Here is a 7,625-nt window from a genome sequence, read left to right as displayed (position 1 = left end):
AAAGGGCTTGGTTAGCTCCAGTGTAGGCATCAACCACCAAATAGTAACTACCAGTGGAGTCCACCGTGATCAATTCAGTCTTATTTACCCCTACAGAGCTAGCCACTTCAGTTTGCTCACCTGCGGTATAGAGAGTTAAATCAAAATCGCTGTTATCTGCTCCACTCTCCCAATCGGCTATTTCTAGAAATAAGCTTTGCCCTGCTTCTAAATCTACTCGGTAGATATCAAGAGCATCATTATTAAATTCAAATTGGTCGCCACTGATCCCCGTGGCATGGCTAGTTAAGTAACCACTCACTACGGTAACAGGGGGGAGATACTGAGCCGTAGCGGGGCTATTGTTACTGCTGTAGTAAGCGTTAGGATCATTAATATCGCTATCCACCACCGTATTGTCTAATACAAAGGCATCACCACTCAGCGAATAGGTTTCAATATCTTCTTCTACACTGCCGCTACTACCGCCACCACCGCAGGCCACCAGAACACTCAGTAAAACTAACACTATCCCTGTTTTCATATACTTCCTTGCTAACAAGTTTGTTTTAATTGATGCTATCAGCATGACCATTTCACTTAATTTTTATCATGAAAACGATCACTTGCGGATAAATCAACGAAACAAAATACGAAAAGCTTTAAGTCTGTCGCCATTGGCTCAACAAGAATCATCCATGATGCCTTGATTAGACTTTTTCGGGTGCCTTTAGTATCTCAGCGGGTGTAGAAGCCGACGCTTCCAAGATGGCTTTTGGTATTGTTCCCTTGGTTGGGATCCCTTTCCCCTCATTGATACTTAGCGAACTGCTGGTAGCATTATTATTTAAAGCCGCCACTTGTTTGCTGCTATTCGACACAATTTCGGCACTCGCAGCAGCGGCTTGAGCCGCTAACTCATCACTAGTAGGTAGCACCTTGGTGGCGCTAGGATCACCCGCCAAGCCGGCAATTAATGCCGTCGCAATTCCCTGACCAAGCTGAGTGAACTGCGCTTCAATATCAGCCCGTAGTACGGTTTGTAGCATATCGGTGCCACCTAAACCAACCGTCAGCGGATTTCCAGTGGCTAAGCCCATACCAAGATCAATCGCGCTAGAGGCTACATTCGATACCGTCTCGCCAACTTCTGGTGCGGCAGCTACTTGCTCGGCAGGCTTGTCACTGGTGGCGGTGCTAAGCTCATCGACGGCCTTCGTTTTGTTAGAGGTACTGGATGAGAATACTGATTTTAAGGTCTCACTAAAGCTATTGGCCGTATTAGTCTCGCTGCTAGCCGTATGCTTATTAGTCTTCAGCAAAGTGGGTTTATAATCCACATTGTTGGTAGCTAAGGTAGTTGAAGATGTCATCTTTGCTCCTTTACTTACTCTAGTAATTACTATTATCGTTAAACTCAAATGGATCGTTGGCTACGGCCACAAGTACGTCTCTAATTTGAATATTGGCCATGTCTGAATAGCGCGCAGTTCTTAATACGGCTCGGTCGGACTGTACTGATACCACCGTCAATTGAGTATCATCAGCATTGAAAATTGGCCCACGTAATCCACCATCTAGATTCATCAAATATTGCTGACGGACCAATTTAAATTTATCACCCTTTCTAACCCCATTGGTTTGTCCAATATTAATAACCACTTGGTCGTTATACAAACCCACCACCGTGGCTAAACTTTGTCGGCAATACACTGCATCTTCTACGTCACTCACAACTTCAGCTATATAAGAGTCAATCAGATTTCCGTAGGCTGAAGACCAAAACGTTTCGCCAGTAACATCCAGCTTCATGGTGACATCAAACGGCCATTCACGATTAGATGCATAATTCTTACGCAAAATCGTTTCACCATTGATACCGTCAATCACATAAAGCTTCATCTGAAAATTCCTTTGCTTAACAGTGCTCTTTATACCTAACAGATTACTGGTTGTTTCGTTATAACTAGACATATCCGTAATTTGGCCAAACAAAATATATTGCACATCGTATTTAGAAGACAAAGTGCGAGCCACTTTGAGCATTTGCGGTTCAATGTCATTTGAATAACGACCATCAAAGGCGATTTGCCGAGTCATTAAGTGCCGAGCATCAATGCGCCTATTGCTACTCTTAAATCGATGAAATAGTCGCCGCGATACTTCTTCAGGGGCTCGATACAACCCTCCTAGCTGAGCATGCTCTCGTTTCTGTAGTTGAAATGGTCCAACGAATAAGGTTTTAGCATAGCTATCTTTTTCACAACTATTAATCGGAAAGATATCTGCGGCCACGGTTACGGAGATTTTGTCTTCAGAGATATTTTCCAACAACAGTTTCATGTCATAAACTTCGCCGTTGGTTCTAACAGTTAACTCATCGGTTTCAAGTATTCCTGATTTAACGACTTGTAAGGATTTTACGCTAGCGCCTCCTCGATACATTAGCGTTAATAAAGCATCTTTAATCGCTTGCTGACGAGCCTGCTCCACTTGGCCGTCTACAATTTTGGCACTACCTTCTCCTTCAAACCATACTGCATAACCCATATACGGAGGCACCATGAACAATAGGAAAATTCCGAATACTCTTAATAAACGCATTTGTTACCCTCTACAAAGGCCATAAACTGCCCCCGAAAAATGAGGATAACCAACCTTGAGTTTGCACATCGGCATGATCGCCAGTGCCGCTAAATTCTATTCGCGCATCTGCGACTTGATAGGAACCAATTGAATTGTCTTCAGCCACATCTAAGGGGCGAACAATGCCAGTAAATCGCATGTATTCTTTACCGTTGTTAATCACCAACCATTTTTCGCCACGCACCACTAAATTACCATTGTTTAAAATGTCGACCACCGAAACCGTAATACGACCAGATAAGCGATGTCGCTGATTAGCATCTGAAGAACCTTCAAAATCCTGTTTTTGCTTCATCTCCAACTCTACCACTCGACCATTAATAGTTAGGTTTCCTCCAGGTATTTTAATTGGATCTAGTTGATACCCATTTTCTTTACCCAAGTTTGAGCTAGCAGACTTTGTGGCTATAGCTTCCTCTTCTAAGATAATGGTAATGGTATCGCCCAACGCAAACGGCGGAGTATAGCTGTATAAGCTTCTAGAAGTATTACTATTAAACATGGACCCGGTCACAATCACCGGATCCGCGGCCGGGCTAGGTTCAATTGGAGCATAGTAAGGATCATCTGGGGTAGGTGAACGCTGATCGGTGCTCACCGTTACTTGTCGTTGGCTTTGGTCTTGTTGTTGCTGCACGTTCTCTGCGACCTGTTCAACGGTGTCGCTAACTGTAGAACAAGCCGCCAAAAGTATAATGCTGCATAATACAGTAACTCGAGTAACTAGGATGCTATTGTTTATCACGTCAGTTCCATTTGTTATATCTATACTACCTGTAATAGGCACTTCATTTTAGGGGGACCGCTATGGCAGATAGCAAGGCAGATGCCACAAAGATTCAGAAAAACAAATTATTAGAGCAACCTCTCTCGCCTAATCCTCATTCCAAGCCTCTGACCAGAAACTAATGGCTTACATTAAAAGTAAAATTAGAATAAAAATTCTAAAAATAGTAAAATTTTAGTTATAAACCCTAAACTTAGGCATCATGCTAAAGTTTGAAGTAGTGAAGCCGATAATCTTACTCAGATTTCATTGAGATCAATATTAATGCCGCATCAAATATAGCTCGGCAATATTTGCCTCTCTGCGGAAGAAATACGCCACCATGGGAATAATTTTGCCTTATTTCCACTGTAGTTATAGAGGCCAAAGGCTACCTCCCATCATAGAAGATAACCATCCTTGAGTTTGCACATCGGCATGATCGCCAGTGCCGCTAAATTCTATTCGCGCGTCTGCGACTTGATAGGAACCAATTGAATTGTCTTCAGCCACATCTAAGGGACGAACAATGCCGGTAAAACGCATGTATTCTTTACCGTTGTTGATAACCAGCCATTTTTCGCCACGCACCACTAAATTACCATTGTTTAAAATGTCGACCACCGAAACGGTGATGCGTCCCGATAAACGATGCCGCTGCTTGGCATCTGAAGAACCATCAAAATCCTGTTGCTGTTTCATCGCTAACTCAACCGCCTTACCGTTAATGGTTAAGTTACCTCCAGGCACTTTTAGTGGGTCAAGCTGATAGCTATTTTCCTTGGCTAGATTGGAACTGGCCGATTTGGTGGCGGTAGCCTCTTCTTCCAGCAAAATAGTGATGGTATCGCCCAAAGCAAACGGTGGAGTGTAACTATATAAACTACGCGATGTTTGGCTGTTAAACATTGACCCTGTCACTATCACTGGGTCTGCGACAGGGCTGGGTTCTATAGGCGCGTAAAAGGGATCATCAGGAACCGGAGAACGATTATCGGTACTGACTGTGACCTGTCGTTGTTGGCGGTCTTGGTGTTGCTGCACATCGTCAGCGACTTTCTCTATACTATCGGCAATGGTCGAGCATGCTGATAATAGTGAAATCATCATCAACGGTAATAATCTGCAAGTCATTCGTCTATTCCTGCTTACGTGAATTTGTTTAGTCACAGTGAAGAATTTATCCAGCCAAAAATTCAGTTTTGTTTATATTTACAAACACCATTAAACAAAACCTCAAATTTCAGAATAAAAACACATAACTCAAGCAGAAACATATCCTTACGAACAACCACTCGACAATTTATTACTCAAACGACAACAATCCGTCGCTTTTCGATTTATTGAGAATAGCCAATACATATGCAAATAAAACACCAATTTATAAAAATATATTGGTGTTTTATTTCGATTTTATACGGAAAATAATTAATATAACGCTAAATTCGCGGATAAATAAAATATGCAAAATAATAGCAAAAAATAGATGATTTACCTGTTAGGTCAAATAAACCTAGTAAATATTCACTTAAACTCAAATTGACGATAACAAAAAGGAGGGCATTCAATTCAGATATACATGGTCTGTCGGCCATAATGTGCTAATCCCAACTGTCAACATTAACAGTCTCATAGGACAACTTGGTGATTGCAGCAGCCAAATAAATCAATACAATTTACATCATACAAAAATAACAATGACATGTATTAGTCAAATTAAAATTCATCCTTCACCCGAAGGTTGATTTGCAAGCCGACTAATTAATACTAATCTTGTCAGTAAAGTCTTATTTATTGCAGCGAGTATTATCGCTCAATAAAGCCAACCTAAGGCTTTCAATGCCAGGGCTAAAATCAATATCGAATGGCTTGGTTTAGGATTAGTAACGCAAAGGAACTACAATGCTTAAACTTCAGAACATCAAGGTAAAACACAAGCTATCACTGCTTATCGGCATCGCCATACTCGGCTTTATTGCCATGTTGCTGATCTCTGCCAATACCTTAAAACATAATCTACTGAGTGAACGCGAGGCCCAACTCAATGCGGTAGTAAACGCAGCATTATCGCAAATTGCCGCGCTTAACCAGCAACTTCCCCCTGAACAGGCCAAACAACGCGCCGCCGAAATCATTAAGTCCATTCGCTTTGATAACAACAACTACCTATTTGTTATGAATAGCTCCCGACACATTCTGGTTCACCCTATTCAACCGACATTAGAGGGTAAACAGATGGGCAATGCCGGCCGCAACTCTGACCAAGGTTTCTGGTACCAAATGGTTGATGCTGGTAAACAGCCACAAGGCGGCCTTGTCACCTATCCTTGGCATGATGAACAGGGCCAACCCGCAGATAAAATAGCTTACTTAAACAATATTAACAGCTGGGACTGGATCATAGGCTCAGGCATGTTGATCAACGATATTGACAGCGCAGTACATCAACAGACTACCAAGATGGCTTTGGCTACCTTAGTTATAATCCTGCTGATGGCGGCCTTAGGTTTTGTTATCACCCGTGCCATTACCGGTCCGCTAGACTCCATCAAAGATGTAATGCTCGCCATCAGCAAAGGAAACTTAACAGTGACTGTCCCTGCGTTTGGTAAAGACGAAATCGGCCTAGTAGGACAGCGCATTAACGACAGCATTGCCTCAATACGCGAAGCCTTAAGTGAGTCGGTAAGCTCCGCTAAAGAATTGGCCAAAGCTGCTTCACGTATTGCATCCTCTGCTGAGGAAACCAGTCAAGCTATCACCGCCCAGCACGATCAGTTAAATCAGCTAGCCACAGCCATGAATCAAATGTCTGCCAGCATTGCCGAAGTTGCCACTTATACCGAGTCAACCGCCAGTAATACCATGAACGCCAATAGCGAAGTGGGTAAAGGAAATAAAGATGTTAGCGACAGTGTTAATGGCATTAAAAACTTGTCGAGTGAATTGAAGCAAGCTTCATTACAGGTAGAAAAACTAAAAGAAGGTGTAATTGAAATCAGCGATGTCACCAATGTCATTAGTAGCATCTCAGAGCAAACAAATTTGCTCGCATTAAACGCGGCCATTGAAGCAGCTCGCGCCGGCGAACAAGGTCGAGGCTTTGCGGTAGTAGCAGATGAGGTTCGCAGTCTAGCCGGGCGCACTAACCAATCGACTGAAGAGATCCAAGCCACAATTAACCGCTTGCAAAAATTGGCCATAGACACCGCCACCATGATGGAAAAGAGCACTGATTTAGCCGACAGCAGCGTCCAATCGGCAGAGCACTGTGGCAAAGATCTACAAGATATAGTGGCCCATATACAAAATGTCGCCGATCAATCCACTCAAATTGCCACTGCCACCGAAGAACAAAGTGCCGTGGCCGAAGATATGAATCGCAATGTTTCTGGTATTAGCGATGCAACCCAAGAAATGCGTGAAGCTTCGGCCTTTCTAGCATCGGAGAGTGAGACCCTCGCCGAGATGTCCCATCAGCTGGATGAAAAACTACAGCGCTTTACTTTACACTAAGCAGGAAGTGACTAGGCTCTATGCCCATGCATTGAGCCTTTTATATTATCCCTTATCAATCATCTCTGCTTTGTCACTTAGTTGCTAGCCATTATACCTTGGTGCCAAAGCGCCACACCGCGAAGGTGACTATTTACTTGCTTAGCCCAAGTTTGTTCTTCCCCATAGCCTAATTAGCTATTACTCACCAATTCAATTGTTAGCTTCGCTAAAGGAATTCAAATGAGCAGATAACTCAAAGCTCTTAAAGGGGTGAACGAACCAACAGAGCTTTCACAGCAACATGTTGTACAGACTTTGCCTTGCACAGATACGACATGGTACTAATTAAAGGCAAAGTACCCGGGCTAATCTGGAACGCGCTGTAGTGAACAACCCCAAGGCTCATGTCGTTTGACCGCATAATTAGCTAAGCGCGATTAGTTTTCAAGCGTTAGTGCTTAGTGGCTTTCTCATGAGAAAACTATGTAAGAGACATACACCTAGCCTTATACATGGGGAAGCAAGAATTTCGGACAAGCCTGCGTAGCGAGAGCAGTGCTACTACGAACTGAGGCCCCTAGTAGGCTAATTGGTTGCGGTTTTCAGGCAATAAAAAAGCCCTGCTCATTGAGCAGGGCTTAGTATTGGAAGCCTGGCGGTGACCTACTTTCACATGGGGAAACCCCACACTATCATCGGCGCAGTTGCGTTTCACTTCTGAGTTCGGCATGGGATC

At 43.3% G+C, this 7,625-nt stretch carries 6 protein-coding genes and 1 rRNA gene; 1 reads left to right on the top strand and 6 read right to left on the bottom strand.

The genetic code is table 11. From position 1 onward, the window contains the following. The 5 genes from ACQY6Q_RS18380 to ACQY6Q_RS18360 form a co-directional block, all read right to left on the bottom strand. On the bottom strand, positions 1-523 hold a 523-nt coding region (locus ACQY6Q_RS18380; protein WP_427983664.1), incomplete at its 3' end, for a hypothetical protein. 166 nt (positions 524-689) lie between these two features. Continuing rightward, positions 690-1,352, bottom strand: coding sequence for a hypothetical protein (locus ACQY6Q_RS18375; protein ID WP_427983662.1), 663 nt, complete (start codon positions 1,350-1,352; stop codon positions 690-692). A gap of 19 nt (positions 1,353-1,371) precedes the next feature. Then, positions 1,372-2,583, bottom strand: a complete 1,212-nt coding sequence (locus ACQY6Q_RS18370; RefSeq protein ID WP_427983660.1) for a flagellar assembly protein T N-terminal domain-containing protein — start codon at positions 2,581-2,583, stop codon at positions 1,372-1,374. A 10-nt stretch (positions 2,584-2,593) separates the two neighbouring features. Then, positions 2,594-3,370 carry a flagellar basal body L-ring protein FlgH gene (locus ACQY6Q_RS18365; RefSeq protein WP_427983659.1) on the bottom strand — a complete coding sequence of 259 codons (777 nt, stop codon included), beginning with the start codon at positions 3,368-3,370 and terminating at the stop codon, positions 2,594-2,596. Positions 3,371-3,766: 396 nt separating this feature from the next. Beyond that, positions 3,767-4,525: a flagellar basal body L-ring protein FlgH gene (locus ACQY6Q_RS18360; protein ID WP_427983657.1), complete on the bottom strand. Its 759-nt coding sequence runs from the start codon at positions 4,523-4,525 to the stop codon at positions 3,767-3,769. A gap of 768 nt (positions 4,526-5,293) precedes the next feature. Here ACQY6Q_RS18360 and ACQY6Q_RS18355 point away from each other — a divergent pair. Beyond that, the gene (locus ACQY6Q_RS18355; protein WP_427983656.1) at positions 5,294-6,907 is read left to right on the top strand and encodes a methyl-accepting chemotaxis protein; all 1,614 of its coding nucleotides are present in this window, start codon (positions 5,294-5,296) and stop codon (positions 6,905-6,907) included. Positions 6,908-7,539: 632 nt separating this feature from the next. On the opposite strand, the gene rrf is transcribed toward ACQY6Q_RS18355, so the two are convergent. After that, positions 7,540-7,625, bottom strand: a 5S ribosomal RNA gene (rrf, locus tag ACQY6Q_RS18350); the annotation flags it as partial.

The organism is Agarivorans sp., from assembly GCF_050295395.1.
Classification (GTDB): Bacteria; Pseudomonadota; Gammaproteobacteria; order Enterobacterales; family Celerinatantimonadaceae; genus Agarivorans.
The sequence above is the reverse complement of the archived record's forward strand: the minus strand, read 5'-3'. Positions and strand labels throughout refer to the sequence as shown.